General features: G+C 67.7%; 14 protein-coding genes and 1 riboswitch. Of the genes, 1 reads left to right on the top strand and 13 read right to left on the bottom strand.

The window, feature by feature from the left end; genetic code table 11:
* The first annotated feature begins 12 nt into the window (after positions 1-12).
* Positions 13-795 carry a CPBP family intramembrane glutamic endopeptidase gene (locus tag FQ142_RS11620; protein ID WP_149423363.1) on the top strand — a complete coding sequence of 261 codons (783 nt, stop codon included), beginning with the start codon at positions 13-15 and terminating at the stop codon, positions 793-795.
* 31 nt (positions 796-826) lie between these two features.
* Here the strand turns inward: FQ142_RS11620 and FQ142_RS11625 are convergent, their stop codons facing one another.
* From FQ142_RS11625 to FQ142_RS11685, 13 genes are all read right to left on the bottom strand, one after another.
* On the bottom strand, positions 827-1,402 hold the full coding sequence (locus FQ142_RS11625; protein WP_149423364.1) for a PH domain-containing protein: 576 nt from the start codon (positions 1,400-1,402) through the stop codon (positions 827-829).
* 2 nt (positions 1,403-1,404) lie between these two features.
* Entirely contained in the window at positions 1,405-3,078 is a 1,674-nt protein-coding gene (locus tag FQ142_RS11630; protein ID WP_149423365.1) for a dipeptide ABC transporter ATP-binding protein, read from the bottom strand.
* Positions 3,075-4,019 (bottom strand): ABC transporter permease, encoded by a 945-nt coding sequence (locus FQ142_RS11635; RefSeq protein ID WP_149423366.1) that lies wholly within the window; start codon positions 4,017-4,019, stop codon positions 3,075-3,077. The genes FQ142_RS11630 and FQ142_RS11635 overlap by 4 nt, the downstream gene beginning before the upstream one ends.
* Positions 4,012-4,938, bottom strand: a complete 927-nt coding sequence (locus FQ142_RS11640; protein ID WP_149423367.1) for an ABC transporter permease — start codon at positions 4,936-4,938, stop codon at positions 4,012-4,014. Before FQ142_RS11640 ends, FQ142_RS11635 begins: the two co-directional genes overlap by 8 nt.
* A gap of 101 nt (positions 4,939-5,039) precedes the next feature.
* Positions 5,040-6,710, bottom strand: a complete 1,671-nt coding sequence (locus FQ142_RS11645) for an ABC transporter substrate-binding protein (protein WP_149423368.1) — start codon at positions 6,708-6,710, stop codon at positions 5,040-5,042.
* Between the two features lie 224 nt (positions 6,711-6,934).
* Complete coding sequence (gcvP, locus tag FQ142_RS11650; protein WP_410477441.1) at positions 6,935-9,763, bottom strand: aminomethyl-transferring glycine dehydrogenase; 2,829 nt, start codon at positions 9,761-9,763, stop codon at positions 6,935-6,937.
* A gap of 61 nt (positions 9,764-9,824) precedes the next feature.
* Positions 9,825-10,202 carry a glycine cleavage system protein GcvH gene (gene gcvH, locus FQ142_RS11655; RefSeq protein WP_149423370.1) on the bottom strand — a complete coding sequence of 126 codons (378 nt, stop codon included), beginning with the start codon at positions 10,200-10,202 and terminating at the stop codon, positions 9,825-9,827.
* Positions 10,199-11,383 (bottom strand): glycine cleavage system aminomethyltransferase GcvT, encoded by a 1,185-nt coding sequence (locus FQ142_RS11660; protein WP_149423371.1) that lies wholly within the window; start codon positions 11,381-11,383, stop codon positions 10,199-10,201. Before FQ142_RS11660 ends, gcvH begins: the two co-directional genes overlap by 4 nt.
* A 181-nt stretch (positions 11,384-11,564) precedes the next feature.
* A riboswitch (glycine riboswitch) is annotated at positions 11,565-11,659 on the bottom strand.
* Positions 11,660-11,738: 79 nt separating this feature from the next.
* Positions 11,739-12,575 (bottom strand): ATP-binding cassette domain-containing protein, encoded by an 837-nt coding sequence (locus tag FQ142_RS11665; RefSeq protein ID WP_149423372.1) that lies wholly within the window; start codon positions 12,573-12,575, stop codon positions 11,739-11,741.
* Positions 12,572-13,435: an ABC transporter ATP-binding protein gene (locus FQ142_RS11670; RefSeq protein ID WP_149423373.1), complete on the bottom strand. Its 864-nt coding sequence runs from the start codon at positions 13,433-13,435 to the stop codon at positions 12,572-12,574. Before FQ142_RS11670 ends, FQ142_RS11665 begins: the two co-directional genes overlap by 4 nt.
* A complete protein-coding gene (locus FQ142_RS11675) occupies positions 13,432-14,412 on the bottom strand; it encodes an ABC transporter permease (protein ID WP_056416153.1) in 981 nt (326 codons plus the stop codon). The genes FQ142_RS11670 and FQ142_RS11675 overlap by 4 nt, the downstream gene beginning before the upstream one ends.
* Positions 14,405-15,400 carry an ABC transporter permease gene (locus tag FQ142_RS11680; RefSeq protein WP_056416150.1) on the bottom strand — a complete coding sequence of 332 codons (996 nt, stop codon included), beginning with the start codon at positions 15,398-15,400 and terminating at the stop codon, positions 14,405-14,407. Before FQ142_RS11680 ends, FQ142_RS11675 begins: the two co-directional genes overlap by 8 nt.
* A gap of 37 nt (positions 15,401-15,437) precedes the next feature.
* Positions 15,438-17,126, bottom strand: coding sequence for an ABC transporter substrate-binding protein (locus FQ142_RS11685; protein ID WP_149423374.1), 1,689 nt, complete (start codon positions 17,124-17,126; stop codon positions 15,438-15,440).
* Between the last annotated feature and the right edge of the window lie 118 nt (positions 17,127-17,244).

Below are 17,244 nucleotides of genomic sequence, written 5' to 3' on the forward strand. Positions count from 1 at the left end.
ATCGGTGGTCCCATGAGCCTCCTTCCCCCCGCAGCGCCGTCGCGAGCACGCGCCTGGTGGGAGATCGCCATCGTGCTGGCTCTGGGCCTCGGACAGTCGGCCGTCTACGCCGTCGTCCAACTCGCCTACCGCCTCACCGACGTCACGCCGCTCGCCGATCAGACGGCCACGCTGAATCCGTCGCGCAGCGACCGCGAGATCTTCGATCTGATCTACCAGGTGCTCTCGATCGGGTTCTCCCTCGTCCCCGTGCTGCTGGTCTGCTTCCTGCTGTGGCAGTCCTCGCGGCCGCATCTCGGTCGCCTGGGGCTCGACGGCACCCGGGTCGGCCCCGACATCGGACGCGGCGTGCTGCTCGTCGCGGCCATCGGCATCCCCGGCCTCGGCCTGTACCTCGTCGGTCGCGCATCCGGCCTCTTCGTCGCCGTGAATCCCGCCGGGCTCGACGCGTACTGGTGGACGGTGCCGGTGCTCCTGCTCGCCGCGGCGCGCGCCGCGCTGCAGGAGGAGTTCGTCGTGCTCGGCTACCTGTTCGCGCGTCTGCGGCAGCTCGGGTGGGGTCCGTGGAGCATCATCATCGCGACATCGGTGCTGCGCGCGAGTTACCACCTCTACCAGGGACCGGGTGCCTTCATCGGCAACCTCGCCATGGGCCTGCTGTTCGGATGGCTGTTCCAGCGCAGCGGACGCCTGATGCCGTTCCTCGTCGCGCATTTCCTGATCGACGCCACGGTGTTCGTCGGCTACCCGTGGGCGGCGGCGACGTGGCCGGAGCTCTTCGGCCTGCCCGGCTGACGCGGCGCCCGCCGGATGTCGGGGTGCGGTGTCAGCGCATCATTCCGGAGTTCGCGAGCACGATCGACACCATAGCCCAGAGCACGATCGCGGCGAGTGCCGAGAGCGCCCGCACATCCCAGGTACGCCGGATCGGAGCCTGACCGGTGGAGGATGCCGCCTCCCACCGATCACGGATGTCGGTGAGGTCGCGGAGCCCGGTGGGGGCCCTGGCGGCTTCCCCCTCGGCACCGGGGCGTCGCGCCGGGCGGGCACGAGCGGGCCCGCCGTAGCACGTGACGTCGGAGCCGTCCGCGAGGGTGAACACCAGCTGCCAGCGCAGGTCGATGTCGCGCACGGCCGCCCAGCCGAAGGACGTGCGGCGAAGCATGTTCTGCACGGTCGCTCCCTCGGAGTCGACGCGCACCATCGAGACGAAGGCGATCTCATAGACGACCCAGAGGCCGAGCAGCACCCACGGGGCGAGCAGCAGCATCGACCACCAGCCGGCCCGCACCACGGCGTCGCCGAGGAGGAACAGGGCGAGCAGGGCGCAGATGACGAGGGAGACAAACCCGGAGGCCGCACGGAAAGTCCGTGCGGCCTCCGGGTGAGGGTCGGCGCTCACTCTCAGTGACCGCCGAGGGTGATCGACGCACCCGGGATCGCCTTGAGCAGGCGATCCGTGTACTCCTCCTGCGGGTTGGCGAAGATCTCGTCGACGGTGCCCTGCTCGACGATCTTGCCCTTCTCCATCACGCAGACCAGATCGCTCGACACCCGGACGACCGCGAGGTCGTGGGTGATGAACAGATACGTGAGTCCGAGCTCCGACTGCAGCTCGGCCAGCAGCTGCAGCACCTGATCCTGCACCAGCACGTCGAGCGCCGACACGGCCTCGTCGAGCACGATGATGTCGGGCTTGAGCGCGAGCGCACGCGCGATCGCGACACGCTGACGCTGACCGCCCGAGAGCTCGTTCGGGTACCGGGTGGCGAGCACGCGCGGGAGGGAGACCTGGTCGAGCAGCTCCTCGACCCTGGCGCGCTGCGACGCGCGATCACCGACTCCGTGGATCTGCAGCGGCTCGGCGATGGTGTTGCCGATGTTGCGCAGCGGATCGAGTGAGCCGTACGGGTCCTGGAAGACCGGCTGCATACGCCGACGAAGGCCGAACGCCTGCGCGTTCGACAGCTTCGAGACGTCCTTGCCGTCGATCTCGATGGTGCCGCTGGTGGGCTCCTCGAGCTTCAGCACCATCTTCGCCACCGTGGACTTGCCGGAGCCCGACTCCCCCACCAGAGCGAGCGTCTTGCCGCGAGGGATCGCGAACGACACGTCGTCGACCGCGCGGAAGGCTTCGCTGCGGAAGCCCCCCTGTCGGATCCGGTAGTCCTTCGTCAGCCCGGCGACACGAACCGTCGGCGGGATGTCGGCGAGGTCGTCGAGAGTCTCGATGCCGCGGTCCTCGACCACCGCCTGGATGCGCTGCGATGCCACGCTCGGCGCTGCAGAGACCAGACGCTTCGTGTACGGGTGCTGCGGATTCTCGAGGATCTCCCGGCTGGGACCCGCCTCGACGATGTTGCCGCCGTTCATCACGATGATCTTGTTCGCGCGCTCTGCCGCGAGGCCGAGGTCGTGCGTGATCAGGAGCACCGAGGTGCCCTTGTCGCGAGTCAACGAGGCCATGTGATCGAGGATCACGCGCTGCACCGTCACATCGAGAGCCGAGGTCGGCTCATCGGCGATGAGCAGCTTCGGGTCGGCCGCGAGGCCCATCCCGATCAGCGCACGCTGACGCATTCCGCCCGAGAACTGGTGCGGGAACTGGTGCAGACGCTTCTCGGCGTCGGCGAGCCCCGCCTGCTGCAGCACCTCGATCGTGCGGGCTTTGGCGGCGTCTCGGCCCTGGGCGATGCCGTTGGCACGGATCGCCTCCTTGACCTGGAAGCCGATGCTCCACACGGGGTTGAGGTTCGACATCGGGTCCTGCGGCACGAAGCCGATGTCCCGACCGCGTACGGCCTCGATCTCGCGACGGTTGAGAGTGGTGAGCTCCCGACCGTCGAGGGTGATCGATCCCGACGTGATCTGACCGGTACCGGGCAGCAGGTTCACGATGGCCGTGGCCGTCGTGGACTTGCCGGATCCCGACTCCCCCACGATCGCGACCGTCTCGCCCGGCATGACGTCGAAGCTGACTCCGTGGAGCACTTCGCGCAGGCCCTCCTGCGTGCGGAACGCGACGCTGAGGTCGCGGATGCTGAGCAGCGGGACCTGTTCGGTGATTCGCTCGCTCATCGGCGGGCCCTCGCCTTCGGGTCGAGGGCGTCTCGGATGAGCTCGCCCAGGGTGACGAACGCCAGCACCGCGAGGGTGAGGGCGATCGACGGATAGATGAGTGCCATCGGAGCCACGCGCAGCGAGGCCTGGGCCCGGCCGATATCCAGCCCCCACGACATCACGTCGCTGCCGAGACCGACCCCGAGGAACGACAGGGTCGCCTCGGCGACGATCGCCGCCGCCAGCCCGAGCGTCGACACCACGAGCAGCGGCGCGATCGCGTTCGGGATGACGTGGTTCAGGAGGATCTTGAACTTCGACTGGCCGAGCGCCTGCGACGCCATGACGAAGTCGGCCTGTCTCACCCTCAGCACCTCGGCGCGCACGACGCGCGCCGTGGAGGCCCAGGCGAACCCGCCGATGGCGAAGGCGAGGGTCCACACCGAACGCGAGTCCCGGAACACCGTCATCACGACGACCGCCGCGAGGATGTAGGGGATCGCGAAGAAGATGTCGCCGACGCGCGAGAGGATCGAATCGAGCCATCCGCCGTAGAAGCCCGCGAGGGCTCCCATGATCAGACCGAGGATCGACGAGATCACCGTGGCGATCAGACCGACGGCCAGTGAGGTCTGCGACCCCCAGACGATGCGGGCGTAGATGTCGCAGCCTTGGAAGGTGAACCCGAGCGGGTGACCCGCGGTCGGGCCTCCGTTGCTGTTCGACAGCTGGCAGTCGTCGTTCGGCGGCGTCGCGGTGAACAGCGTCGGCCAGAGCGCCATCACGAGGAAGAAGAGCGCGAGGACGACGGAGAACCAGAACAGCGGGCGGCGACGAAGGTCGGCCCACGCGTCCCGCCAGAGGTTGCTGGCCTTGTCCGAGATGCGGACGGCGTCGACCGAGATCGACTCCGTCTCGATCGGAGCGACGTAGTGCTTCTGAGAGATGGGATCAGGCATAGCGAATCCTCGGGTCGAGCAGACCGTAGAGCAGGTCGATGACAAGGTTGACCAGCACGTACAGGATGACGAAGACGGTGACGAACGAGACGACCGTCGGCCCCTCACCGCGCTGGATCGCCTGGAACAGCGTGTTGCCGACGCCCGGCACGTTGAAGATGCCCTCGGTGACGGTGGCGCCGACCAGCAGCACGCCGAAGTTCGTGGCGGAGTTGGTGATCACCGGGATCAGCGAGTTGCGCAGCACGTGCACGGGCAGCACCCGGTTGCGCGAGAGCCCCTTGCTGTAGGCGGTGCGCACCCAGTCCTGGTTCAACGTCTCGATCACCGAGCTGCGCATCAGGCGCATGCTCACGGCGTAGAGGCTGAAGCCGAGCACGATCGCCGGCAGCCAGAGACCACCCCAATCGTTGTCTGCACCCACGGTGGGTTTGAACCAGCCCCACTGGATCGCCAGGAAGTACTGGGCGAGGAAGGCGACGACGAAGATCGGGATCGCGATCGCGACGAGAGCCACGACGAGCGAGACGTTGTCGAACAGCTTGCCCTTGCGCAGCGCCGAGATGGTGCCGATGATGATCGCCAGCACGAACTCGATCGCGATCGCCATGACGGCGAGACGCCCGGTGACGGGAAGCGTCGCGGCGAGGACCGTGGAGACCGGGCGACCGGAATAGGTCGTGCCGAGGTCACCCTGGAACACGCCGGTGATGTAGTACCAGTACTGCACGAGGAACGGGTCGTTCAGGTGGTACTGCTCGCGCAGCTGGGCGACGACCGCCGGGCTCGGGGTCTTGTCGCCGAACAGGGCGAGGATCGGATCGCCGGGCATGGCGAACACGAGGAAATAGATGAGCAGGGTGGCTCCGAAGAAGACCGGGATCACCTGCAGAAGACGTCTCAGAATGTAACCGAGCATCCGCTTGTCCCTTCTCGAGGGGAAAGAAAGTGCGGCGAACACAAGCCTGTGAGGCGGTGACGAAGAATCGTCACCGCCTCACAGGTGAAGTGCCGTCAGACTTACTCGCCGGCCTTCGTGATCGCGTAGTAGAGCGGAACCGAGTTCCAGCCGAACGTCACGTTGTCGACGCTCTCACCGAAACCACCGGTCACGTTCGAGTACCACAGCGGGATCGCGGGCAGATCCTGGAAGAGGACCTCCTGCGCCTTCGTGAAGTCCTCGATCTGCGCGTCGGCGTCGGGGTTGCTGATGCCGGCCTTGATGAGCTCATCGAACTCGGGGTTCGAGTAGTCACCGTCGTTCGATCCGGCGCCGGTCGCGTAGAGCGGTCCGAGGAAGTTGTACAGACCCGGGTAGTCCGCCTGCCATCCCGAACGCGCAGCGGTCGTGATCGTGCGGTCGTTGATCTTCGAACGAAGATCCTGGAAGGTCGGGTACGGGTCGCCCGATGCCTCGATGCCCAGCGTGTTCTTGATGCTGTTGCTCACCGCGTCGACCCAGGCGTCGTGTCCGCCGTCGGAGTTGTACGCGATCTTGAACTCGCCGTCCCACGGCGAGATGGCGTCGGCCTCGGCCCACAGCTTCTTCGCCTCGTCGGGGTTGTAGTCCAGGACCTCGCTGCCGGGGACGGAGTCCGACCAGCCGTCGATGACCGGCGAGGTGAAGTCGGCGGCCGGGGTGCGGGTGCCCGAGAAGATCGTCTCGGTGATCTCCTCGCGGTTGATCGCCATCGACAGCGCCTGGCGGCGCAGCTGGCCCTCTTCACCGCTGAAGTGCGGGAGGAACTGGCCGATCGTGAACGACTGGAACACCGCAGACGGCTGGTTGACCGCACGGTCGCCGAACTCGTCCTGGAAGACCGGGAGCGAGCCGGTGGGGATCGCGTCGATCACGTCGACGTCACCACCCTGCAGGTCGGCGTAGGCCGCTTCCTGCGTGGCGTAGAACTTGATCGTCAGACCGCCGTTGGCTGCCTTGCGGCCGCCGTCGTAGTCGTCGTTGCGCACGAGGTCGATCTGCACGTCGTGCTGCCACGCGTCGTCGCCGTCGATCTTGTACGGTCCGTTGCCGATCGGGTTCTGACCGAACGCGTCCATGTCGTCGAACGCGGCGTCGGGCAGCGGGTAGAAGGCCGAGTAGCCGAGACGCAGTGCGAAGTCGGACGCCGGCTTGTTCAGCGCGATCGTGAAGGTGTAGTCGTCGACCTGCTTGAGGCCGCTCAGGTCGCCCTGTGCGCCGAAGATGTCGTCATCGGGGTTCGCCGGGTCGCCCGGGTCGTTGATGAAACCCTCGATGTCCTCGAAGAAGTAGCCGGAGAGCTGTGCGTTCTCGGCCTGCGCACCGTAGTTCCACGCCTTGATGAAGTTGTCGGCGGTGACCTCTTCGCCATCGGTGAACTTCAGACCCTCGCGGATCTTCACGGTGATGTTCTGCGGGTCCTCCGTGGTGATCTCCTCGGCCACGTCGTTGACCGGCTTGCCGTCGGCGTCGTAGTAGATCAGACCGGCGAAGATCTCGTCGAGGATCTTTCCGCCGCCCACCTCGTTGGTGTTGGTGGGGATCAGCGGGTTCTCGGGCTCGGAGCCGTTCGTGGTGATGATGGCATCCGCGTCGGCTGCTCCCGAACCGGTGTTGCCGTTGTCGGTGCCGCCGCTCGCGCAGCCCGCGAGCGCCAGGGCGCCGATCGCGAACAGCGCGGTGCCCGCAAGGGCGATCTTGTTGCGCTTCACTTTGTGTCCTCCTGTGGACGGTTTGCATCAGACTGCGCGCACATCTTCGAGCGCGTAGGGATATCTGACTGTAACCCGGCATTCCGCGCCTTCCGGTCTCGGCTAATGAACCGTTACTGAGTGGTGACCAACCGTAATCTCGCGGAAACATGCGGAATCGCACGGAAATGAGAAGCGGCGCCGCATCCCGGAGGACGCGGCGCCGCTCGTCGGCCGTGTGCAGATCAGGCGAAGGCTTCGATCGGCGGGCAGGCGCAGACGAGGTTGCGGTCGCCGTATGCCTGATCGATGCGGCGCACCGGCGGCCAGTATTTGCCCGCCACCAGGGCAGGCACCGGGTAGGCGGCGTCCTCGCGGGTGTAGGCGTGCTCCCACTCCCCCGCGATCAGCGAGACCGCGGTGTGCGGCGCGTGCACGAGAGGGTTGTCGTCGGCGGGCCAGCGTCCTGCGGCCACGGCATCCGCCTCGGCCTTGATCATGACCATCGCCTCGATGAACCGCTCGATCTCGCCGATGTCCTCGGACTCGGTCGGCTCGACCATGAGCGTGCCCGCCACGGGGAACGACATCGTCGGAGCGTGGAAGCCGTAGTCGATGAGACGCTTGGCCACATCGTCGACGGTGATCCCGGTCGCCTCCTTGAGCGGACGGAGATCGAGGATGCACTCGTGCGCGACCCGTCCGCCCTCGCCGGCGTAGAGCACGGGGTAGTGCTCGGCGAGGCGGGCGGCGATGTAGTTCGCCGAGAGGACGGCGGCGGCCGTGGCGTGACGGAGGCCGTCGGCCCCCATCATGCGCACGTACGACCACGAGATCGGGAGGATGCCCGCCGAGCCGTAGGGGGCTGCCGAGACCGCGCCGCCCTCGAACACGAAGCCCCCGGCGTGCTCCGCACGCTGGGCGAGCGGATGCGACGGCAGGTGCGGGGCGAGGTGCGCCTTGGCCGCCACGGGGCCCACACCGGGACCACCGCCGCCGTGCGGGATCGCGAACGTCTTGTGCAGGTTGAGGTGCGAGACGTCTCCGCCGAGGTCGCCGAATCGGGCGTAGCCGAGCAGCGCGTTCAGGTTCGCGCCGTCGACGTAGACCTGTCCGCCGGCCTCATGGACGGCATCCGTGATCTGCACCACATCCTGCTCGTAGACGCCGTGCGTCGACGGGTAGGTGATCATCAGCGCCGACAGTTCATCGGCGTTCGTCGCGATCTTCGCCCGCAGGTCGTCGAGATCGACGTTGCCGAGCTCGTCGCAGGCGACCACGACGACCTTCATCCCCGCGAGCACGGCGGAGGCCGCGTTGGTGCCGTGGGCGGACGACGGGATCAGGCACACCGTGCGCTGCGTGTCGCCGTTCGCGAGGTGGTAGCCGCGGATCGCGAGCAGACCCGCGAGCTCGCCCTGCGAGCCGGCGTTCGGCTGCAGCGAGACCGCGTCGTATCCCGTCACCTCGGCGAGCCACGCCTCGAGCTGGGTGATCATGTCGAGGTAGCCCCCGACGTCGGATGCCGGAGCGAACGGGTGGATGCCCGCGAACTCGGGCCACGTGATCGACGCCATCTCGGTGGCCGCGTTGAGCTTCATGGTGCACGAGCCGAGCGGGATCATGCCGCGGTCGAGCGCGTAGTCGCGATCCGCGAGGCTCTTCAGGTAGCGCATCATCGCGGTCTCGCTGCGATGCGCGTGGAAGACCGGGTGGGTGAGGTACTCGTCCTGTCGGAGCAGGTCGTCGGGAAGAGCGCCGCGAGATCCGGAGCCGAAGAAACCGAAGGCACGCTCCCGCGGGCCGCCGAACATCTGAGCGACCTGGTGGAGCTCGCTGACGGTCGTCGTCTCGTCGACCGAGAGCCCGACCGTGTCGGCGTCGACCGCGTGCAGCAGGATGCCGGAGTCGTGAGCCTGTGCGACGATCTCGGCCGCCCGGGCCGGTACCCGCACCCGCAGGGTGTCGAAGAACGCGTCGTGCACGAGGTCGGCTCCCGCGTCGGCGAGCCAGTCCCGCAGCATGACGGTCTTCGCCGCGACCTCGCCGGCGATCGCCTTCAGTCCGTCGGGACCGTGGTAGACCGCGTACATCGAGGCCATCACCGCGAGCAGGACCTGCGCGGTGCAGATGTTGCTCGTGGCCTTCTCCCGACGGATGTGCTGCTCCCGCGTCTGCAGCGACAGACGGTACGCGGGCTTGCCGTCGGCATCGACCGACACGCCCACGAGGCGTCCAGGCAGCTGGCGCTCGAGACCCGCGCGCACGGCCATGTAGCCCGCATGAGGGCCGCCGAAGCCGAGAGGGACGCCGAAGCGCTGCGTCGTGCCCACCGCGACGTCGGCGCCGAGCGAGCCCGGCGACGCGATCAGGGTGAGCGCGAGCAGATCGGCGGCGACCACGGCGAGTCCGCCCGCCACGTGCGCGGCGTCGATCACGGCGCTCGGATCCCAGACGCGTCCGGACGCACCCGGGTACTGCACGAACACGCCGAACAGCTCGGCGGGGAGCTCCTCGCCCGCGGCGAAGTCCACGTCGACGAGTTCGATGCCCACGGCCTCGGCCCTCGTCTCGAGCAGCGCCTTCGTCTGCGGGAAGGCATCGGCGTCGACGGCGAACACGTTCGACGCGTTCTTCGACGCACGGCGTGCCAGCAGCATCCCCTCCACGACCGCAGTGGACTCGTCCAGCATCGACGCGTTCGCGGTGGTCAGACCGGTGAGTTCGGCGACCATGGTCTGGAAGTTGATGAGGGCCTCGAGGCGACCCTGGGAGATCTCCGGCTGATAGGGCGTGTAGGCGGTGTACCAGGACGGGTTCTCCAGCACGTTGCGCTGGATCACCTGCGGGGTGATCGTGCCGTAGTAGCCGAGGCCGATCATCGGCCGGTTCACCGTGTTGCGCGCGGCGAGCGCGCGCAGCTCCGCCAGCGCTTCGGTCTCGCTCGCGGCGCGCGGGATGACCGAGTCCGCGGAGGCGTCGGTGAAGATCGACGAGGGCACGGCCTGGCGCATCAGCGCCTCGACAGGGCTCCAGTCCTCGAGGGAGGACTCGACACCCAGCGCGTCGAGCATCAGACGCTGGGAGGAGGCGGTGGTTCCGATGTGACGATCGGCGAAGGAGACCACTGGTCGATCAGCCCTCCGTGAGAGCGACGTACGAGTCGCGGTCCATCAGGCCGTCGAGCGCTCCCGCGGCGACCGAGACCTTGAGCAGCCACCCTCCGGCGAACGGCTCGGCGTTCACGAGCGAGGGGTCGTCCACCACGGCGTCGTTGATCTCGACGACCGTGCCGCTGACGGGGGCGTACAGCTCCCCGACGGACTTGGTCGACTCGATCTCGCCGACCACGGAACCCGCCGTGATCTCGGTGCCCACCGCGGGGAGCTCGACGAAGACGACGTCGCCGAGCTTGTCGGCCGCGTAGTCGGTGATGCCGACGGTGGCGGTGCCGCCGTCTGAGGCGATCCACTCGTGCTCGTCGGTGTAGCTGAGTGCGTTGAGGTCGGTCATTTGGTCCTCCGATAGAAAGGCAGAGCGGTCACGGTCGCGGGGATCCTGGTCCCCCGCACATCAAGGAATACTGCGGTTCCCTCCGCAGCAGAAGACGGTGCGACGTAGGCCATCGCGATCGGATGGCCGAGTGTCGGGCTGAGCGCGCCGCTCGTGATCTCACCCAGGACGACGCCGTCGTGGTCGACGACCGGGTACCCGGCGCGACCCGCGCGCCTGCCCTCGGCGACCAGACCGACCAGCACGGGCGCGTCGGCGGCGGCGGGCGTGGCGTCCCTGCCGATGAAGCTCTCCTTGTCGGAGACGACGACCCGACCGAGTCCGGCCTGCGCGGGTGTGATCTCGCGCGACAGCTCGTGGCCGTACAACGGCATGCCCGCCTCGAGACGAAGGGTGTCGCGGGCGGCGAGACCCGCGGGCACGAGCTCGTGCGCGTTCCCGGCCGCCACGACCGCATCCCACAGCGCCGGCGCGTCCGCCGCGCGGACGAGCAGCTCGAAGCCGTCCTCCCCGGTGTAGCCGGTGCGGGCGATCAGCAGGGGCGACCCGAGGAAGGTCGCGTCGGCCCACGCGTAGTATCGCTGCTCGGCCCAGGGCACCGAGACCTCGGAGATGCCCTCGGTCGCCGCGACGATCGCCTCGGCGGCGGGTCCCTGCACGGCGAGCAGCGCGTACTCGTCCGAGACGTCCTCGACGTCGACGCCGCGGTCCCCGAGGAAGCCCTCGAAGGTGCGCTCCTCTCCTGCGACGAGTTCCGGGCGCTCGCGCTCGACCATCGAGGGGAACGAGCGGATGCGCGACGCGAAGGCGGAGTCGACGAAACCGCGGTTGCCGGCGTTGGCGATCACCAGGAACCGGTCTTCGGCGAGTCGGTAGACGATCACGTCGTCGACGATGCCGCCGTCGTCGGCGAGCATCAGCGAGTACTTCGCCTTGCCCACGGCCATCGCGGACAGCCGCCCGGCGAGCGCGTAGTCGAGGAAGTGCGCGGCGAAGTCGCCGGTGACCAGGAACTCGGCCATGTGCGAGATGTCGAAGATCCCGGCGGACCGGCGCACGGCGTGGTGTTCGGCGAGATCCGAGGTGTAGCGCACCGGCATCTGCCAGCCGCCGAAGTCGGTGAATGACGCGCCGAGCGCTTCGTGGCGTTCGCGGAGCGGGGTGTAGCGAGGGTCGGACATGGAGTTCTCCCGGGCTGGGTCGGGAGGAACGGCGCTGCCGCTCCTCGGAACTCCCCCTCTGTCATGAGCCTGAGAGCTTCACCCGGGATCGGGCTTTCACCGTCGGCGGATCCCGTGGTTCCTGGGCGAGGACGCGCGGAGCGCGCCCGAGACGAAGGGTGGAATCGCTTTTCAGAGTGGCCGGAACCGCGCGGTACGCGTACCTGAGAGATTGGCGGGGAGGCTTGCTCCTTCGGTGCCCGGCTGCGTTCGCCGGGGCTCTCCCGCGTGGGTCATTCGGCCTGTCTTCACTTGTGGGCCCAGTCTAGCGGGTCGGAGCATCGACGCCAGGGTGCACCGACCCGCGAGGCCGCCGTCAGCGGCCGGCGATCTCTGCGCGGACCTCGTCGCGCAGACGCCCCAGGTTCTCGGGCTCGGGTGCGGCGCCGAGCAGCGTCTTCGTGTACTCGTGCTGCGGGTCGAGGATCACCGCGTCCGCGGGGCCGCGCTCGACCACATCGCCCTTGTAGAGCACCATGATCTCGTCGCTGAAGTGCCGCGCCGTCGCGAGGTCGTGCGTGATGTACAGCACGCCGAGCCGGTCTTCGCGCTGTAGGTCGGCGAGCAGATTCAGCACGCCGAGGCGGATCGAGACGTCGAGCATCGAGACCGGCTCGTCGGCGACGATGAACCGGGCACCGGGAGCGAGGGCGCGAGCGATGGCGACCCGCTGGCGCTGACCGCCGGAGAGCTCGTGGGGTCGGCGCTCGGCGAAGCTCTCGCCGGGGGTGAGTCGCACCCGCTCCAGAAGCTCCAGCGCCCGCGCGCGCACCTCGTCGCCCGACAGCTGCGGGTGATGCAGGCGGATCGGGCGCTCCAGGTGGTGGAGGATCGTGTGGAACGGGTTGAGTGACGCGAACGGGTCCTGGAAGACCATCTGCACCTGCGACCGATAGTGCTCGAGGGCTCGACCCCGCGACGCGGTCTGCTCTCCGTCCAGCAGGATCCGGCCGCTCGTGGGCGTCTCGAGCTTCATCAGCATCCGGGCGATCGTCGATTTGCCCGAGCCGGATTCGCCGACCAGCGCGATGGTCCGTCCGGCCTCGATCGTGAACGAGACGTCCTTCACGGCGTGCAGGACCGAGGTCGCAAGCCCCGACCGCAGCGTGAAGTCCTTGACGAGGTTGCGTGCTTCGAGAGTGGGTGCGCTCATCGGATCTCCTCCTGGCTCGGCCGGGTGCCGGTGCGGACGAAGTCGCCGCGCGCGCCGGTCAGGCTCGGGAAGCTCGACAGCAGACGCTTCGTGTATTCGTGCTGCGGGGTGCGGTAGATCTCCTCCGCCGTCCCCTCCTCGACGATCTGCCCCTGCAGCATGACCGCGATGCGGTCGCTGATCTCGATCAGCATCGGCAGATCGTGGGTGATGAAGATCACCGCGAATCCGAGCCGCTCGCGCAGCCGCATGATCTCGCGGATAATCCCGCGCTGCACCACGACGTCCAGCGCCGTGGTGGGCTCGTCCATGATCATCACCTGCGGATCGAGCGCGAGCGCCATCGCGATCATCATGCGCTGGCGCATGCCGCCCGACAGCTCGTGCGGGAAGCTCGTGAGCCGTGACGGATCGACCCCGACCAGCGTGAGCAGCTCCTCGGCTCTCGCCTGCTTGTCCTTCCGGGACATCCCCGGTCGATGGGTGTCGAAGATGTCGAAGATCTGCGCACGCACGCTGATCACGGGGTTCAGTGAGTTCATCGCCCCCTGGAAGACCATCGAGATCTTGTCCCACCGGAACGCCCGCAGGCCCTCTCCGTCGAGAGCGACGATGTCGACGTCGTGGCCATCGCGGTCGTGGAACACGATCTCGCCGCCGGTCATCAGCGCCGGCGCCTTGAGCAGCCGGTTCATGCCGTAGGCGAGCGTCGTCTTGCCGCAGCCCGACTCGCCCGCGAGACCGAGGATCTCGCCGCGGTTGAGGGTGAGGGAGACGTCGCGCACGGCCTTCACCGGCGGATCGACCTCGTACTCGATGGAGACGTTGCGTGCCGTCAGCACCGCCTGCGGAGCGCTCATGCGACGATTCCCTTCGTCTTGGCGGCCCTGCGCACCCGGCGGGCGGCGTCGGGGGCATTGCGGAGCTTGGGGTTGATGACCTCGTCGATCGCGAAGTTGATCAGCGCCAGACCGGCACCGAGCACGGCGATCATGACCCCCGGGGGAACGAACCACCACCAGGCTCCGCGACCGAGCGCCTGGCCGGACTGCGCGTCGTTGAGGATCGTGCCCCAGGTGATCGATGAGTTGGGTCCGAGTCCGAGGTAGGACAGACCCGCCTCGCCGAGGATCGCGAAGATGATCGCGAACAGGAACTGGGCGGTGAGCAGCGGGAGCAGGTTCGGCATGATCTCGACGAGGATGACGCGGAACGAGCGCTCCCCCGCGACCTTCGACGCGTACACGTAATCGCGGGTGCGCAGCGAGCGCGTCTGCAGGCGCAGCACGTAGGCGGCGCCGGCCCACGAGGTGATCCCGAGCACGAAGGCGACGAGCTGCCAGCTGCGCTGCGGGACGAAGGAGGCGATGACCATGACCAGCGGGAGTCCGGGGATCACGATCATCACGTTGGTCAGCAGCGCCAGGGCGTCTTCGCGCCATCCGCCGAGGTAGCCGGCGAGCACGCCGAAGACCAGCGACAGGACGATCGCGATGCCACCCGCGACGACGCCGACGAGCAGAGACCCCTGCGCACCGATCGCGAGCTGGGCGAACATGTCGTTGCCGAGCTTCGTCGTGCCCAGCCAGTGCTCGCCGGACGGCGGCAGCAGGGCCGGATTGTCGGAGCTGCGCGGGTTCTGCGAGAAGATCGGCGCGATGATCGCGAACAGCACGATCGCGAGCACCAGGGTCACCCCGACGACGAACTTCGTCGACGAGGTGGGGAGGATGCGGCGACGCCGACGTCCTCGCTGCGTGGCCAGCGAGATCGTGCTCGCCGGCTGGGTCATCGGCTGATCCTTGGTGATCAGCACGGCGTTGTCGGTGTCAGACATTCTGGCGAGCCCTCGGGTCGATGAAGCCATAGACCAGGTCCATGATGAAGTTGGCGGCGAGCACCGTGATGGTGATGACGAGGAAGAGTCCCTGCATCAGCGCGTAGTCGTTGTTGGTGACGGCCTGGAACATCAGCTTCCCGATGCCGGGATAGGTGAACACCTGCTCCATCACGATGGAGCCGGCGACCACGAAGCCGAGCGTGATCGAGAAGCCGGCGATCGAGGGGATCGCGGCGTTCCGCGCGGCATACGTCGTCATGATGCGCCGCGGGCGCAGCCCCTTCGCCTCCGCGGTGAGGACGTAGTCCTCGGCCATGGTCTGCACCATCATGTTGCGCATCCCGAACATCCAGCCGCCGACCGACGAGATGACGATGGTGAGCGCCGGGAGCACCGCATGCGAGAGGGCGTTCGAGAAGAACGCCCACGTCGGCTCCGGGCCGTCGGGGAAGTCGAAGACGTCGTAGCCGCCGAAGATCGGGAACCATCCGAGTCCGACGGCGAAGACGGAGACCAGCAGCAGCGCCATCCAGAAGTACGGGATGGACTGCAGCACCGTGGTCGCCGGAATGAGGTGGTCGACCCAGGTGCCGCGCTTCCACCCCGCCCAGGCGCCGAGCACGACGCCGAGGATGAAGGAGATGACCGTCACCGTGCCCACGAGCACGAGGGTCCACGGCAGCGCCTGCCCGATCAGCTCGCTCACCGGGGTGGGGAACTTGGTGACCGAGACGCCCAGATCGCCCTGGAACATGCGACCCCAGTACGCCAGGTACTGCTCCCAGAGCGAGGAGTCGTCACCGCCGAGCAGCAGCTTGATGTTGCGGATGGTGGTCTCGGAGACCTCGCCGCCCGCCCGCTGCATCTTGGCGATCATGATGTCGGCCGGGTTCCCCGGCATGAGCCGGGGAAGCAGGAAGTTGAGTGAGATCGCGGCCCACAGCGTGAATGCGTAGAACCCGACCCTTCGTGCATAGAACTTCATGTCACAGACCGCGCTTCCTGCTCCCCGACACCACGTCCTACTCGACCGGCTCGAGATGCGTCAGGACGTATCCCGCCGCGATCGCGCCCCAGGACGGCGGGAAGGCGTAGAGGTCGTCTTCCGTCGGCCAGCCCGTGAAGTCCTTCGTGTTGTAGAAGGTCTGCGTGGCGTTGATCACGAGCGGGATGTAGGGCAGGTCACGGACGATCTCGGTCTGGATCGTGCCGTACAGCGCCTTCTTCTCGGCCTCGTCGTCGGTGCTGATCGCGGACTGGATCGCCTGGTCGACGACCGGGTTGCTGTACCGGCTGAAGTTCCAGCGCCCTGCCGGGACCTCGCTGCCGACCGGAGCCGTCGACTCGACCGCGGTTCCACCGAACCAGTCGCGGTAGATCTGGAACGGGTCGGCCACCGAGGTGCCGATGACACCGCCGACGATCAGCTGGAAGTCCCCGCCCTGACGGGCGTCGGAGAACTCCTGCCACTGCACGGTCGACGCGGTGATCTTGATGCCGGCCGCCTCGGCCTGCTCGGCGATCAGCTTGGCCGCGTCGTTGTAGTCGGTCCATCCGTCGACGGAGATGAGACTGAGCTCGAGCGGCTTCCCGTCCTTCGCATAGAAGTCGCCGTCCTTCGTGTACCCCGCGGCCTCGAGGATGTGGCCCGCCTCGGCGGCGTCCGCCTCCTGGGGGCTGACCTCGTCGGCCGCATCGGCCACCCACTTCTCGTCACGCGGCAGCAGCGCGAACGTGGGCGAGATGTCGCCGGTCAGACCGACGAAGGCCTTGTCCTTGATGGCGGCGCGGTCGATCGCCACGTTGAGGGCCTGGCGCACCGCGACGTCCGTCTGCGGGCCGGTGCAGCCGAGCTCGGCGTTCGCGCAGGTGTAGAGGACCGTGGGGTCCTGCGGGGTGTTGATCCAGTCGATCGCCCCGTTCGCGGTCACGTCGTCGGGGTTCGGGATGAACATGCCCGTCCAGTCGAGCTTGCCGGCGGCGAGGAGATCCTGCGCCGTCTGGTTGTTGTCGACCGCGATGTACTGGACCTTCTTCACTCCGAGCTCGTCGGCATCGCGGAAGTTCTCGTTGGCGACGAGCGTGTACGACTCGCTCGTGGTCTTGTCGACGACGTAGGCCCCCGAGCCGACCGGCTCCTCGTTGGCGAAGTTCGCGAAGTCGGTGACGTCGGCCCAGATGTGCTCGGGGAGGATGTAGGTCGACCCGAGGCGCTGGAACTCGGTCGTGTACTGCGCGCTCGTGTACGTGAGCACGACGGTGGTGTCGTCGGTGGCCTCCGCCGAGACGAGGCCGTTGCCCTCGGGGTTGTTCGCCTCGTAGGTGAACGAGAAGGCGACATCGGCCGCCGTGAGAGGCTCGCCGTCGCTCCACAGCAGGTCGGGCTTGATGGTGATCGTGATCGCCGTGCCGTCGTCGTTGTACTCGTAGGCGTCGCCGATCAGCCCGACGGGCTCGGAGTCCGCGGTCTTGTTGAAGAAGAACAGCGGCTCGTAGATCGGACCGAGCGCGCCGTGCAGCACGGTGGGTGCGAACGGGTTGTAGTTCGCGGTGATGGGCGTCTGGCTTCCCGCCCAGACACGCAGGGCGCGGTCTCCGTCTCCTCCGCTCCCCTCGCTGCCGCCTGCGCCACAGGCGGTCAAACCCAGGACGAGGACGGATGCCCCCGCCACAGCGGTGAGCGCGATCTTGCGCCTTCCGTTACGGATCATTCTGTATTTCCTCTCGGTGCTGCACTGCAGGAGGGATCTCCGGATGGAGCCGCGCCCCGGAACCGGGACTCGTGACAGATCCCGGGAAGGGATTTGTTAGGACAGTAACCTAACAAAT

The sequence above is a fragment of the Microbacterium sp. ANT_H45B genome (assembly GCF_008369345.1).
GTDB lineage: Bacteria > Actinomycetota > Actinomycetes > Actinomycetales > Microbacteriaceae > Microbacterium.